The 553-nt window shown below is 48.6% G+C and carries 4 tRNA genes; all 4 read right to left on the bottom strand.

Annotation, left to right across the window (positions count from 1 at the left end):
• Positions 1-2: 2 nt before the first annotated feature.
• A tRNA-Thr gene (locus CIW83_RS21875) sits at positions 3-75 on the bottom strand.
• Between the two features lie 5 nt (positions 76-80).
• A tRNA-Asp gene (locus tag CIW83_RS21870) sits at positions 81-157 on the bottom strand.
• Positions 158-276: 119 nt separating this feature from the next.
• A tRNA-Val gene (locus CIW83_RS21865) sits at positions 277-352 on the bottom strand.
• Positions 353-475: 123 nt separating this feature from the next.
• A tRNA-Glu gene (locus CIW83_RS21860) sits at positions 476-550 on the bottom strand.
• Positions 551-553 lie beyond the last annotated feature (3 nt).

Genomic DNA, 553 nt, shown 5'->3' with positions numbered 1-553 from the left:
GGAGCTGGCGAGAGGAATTGAACCCCCAACCTACTGATTACAAGTCAGTTGCTCTGCCGATTGAGCTACGCCAGCTTAATTGGCGACCTGGAAGGGACTCGAACCCTCGACCTCCAGCGTGACAGGCTGGCATTCTAACCATCTGAACTACCAGGCCAATTAATTTTTCGCAGTCTCACAACTCAAATCTATTTACTCGCTATGCTCGTATAGATTTGGTGTTCGTTGCGTTTGACCTACTAGAACTCACTATCGTTCGTTAAGTTAGGTCATAAATGGTGGGCACAACAGGGCTCGAACCTGTGACCCCCTGCTTGTAAGGCAGGTGCTCTCCCAACTGAGCTATGCGCCCATATATGTTTTTTCGCAGTCTCGCTACACAAATTCATTTATTCCCTATCGGTCATATAAATTTGGTGCTCGTTGCGTTTGACCTACCTACAATTCGATATTGCTCATTGGGTTAGGTCATAAATGGTGACCCCACCGGGATTCGAACCCGGGTTACCGCCGTGAAAGGGCGATGTCTTAACCGCTTGACCATGGGGCCTTA

The sequence above is a fragment of the Tissierella sp. P1 genome, from assembly GCF_002266425.1.
Taxonomy (GTDB): domain Bacteria; phylum Bacillota; class Clostridia; order Tissierellales; family Tissierellaceae; genus Tissierella; species Tissierella carlieri.
The sequence above is the reverse complement of the archived record's forward strand: the minus strand, read 5'-3'. Positions and strand labels throughout refer to the sequence as shown.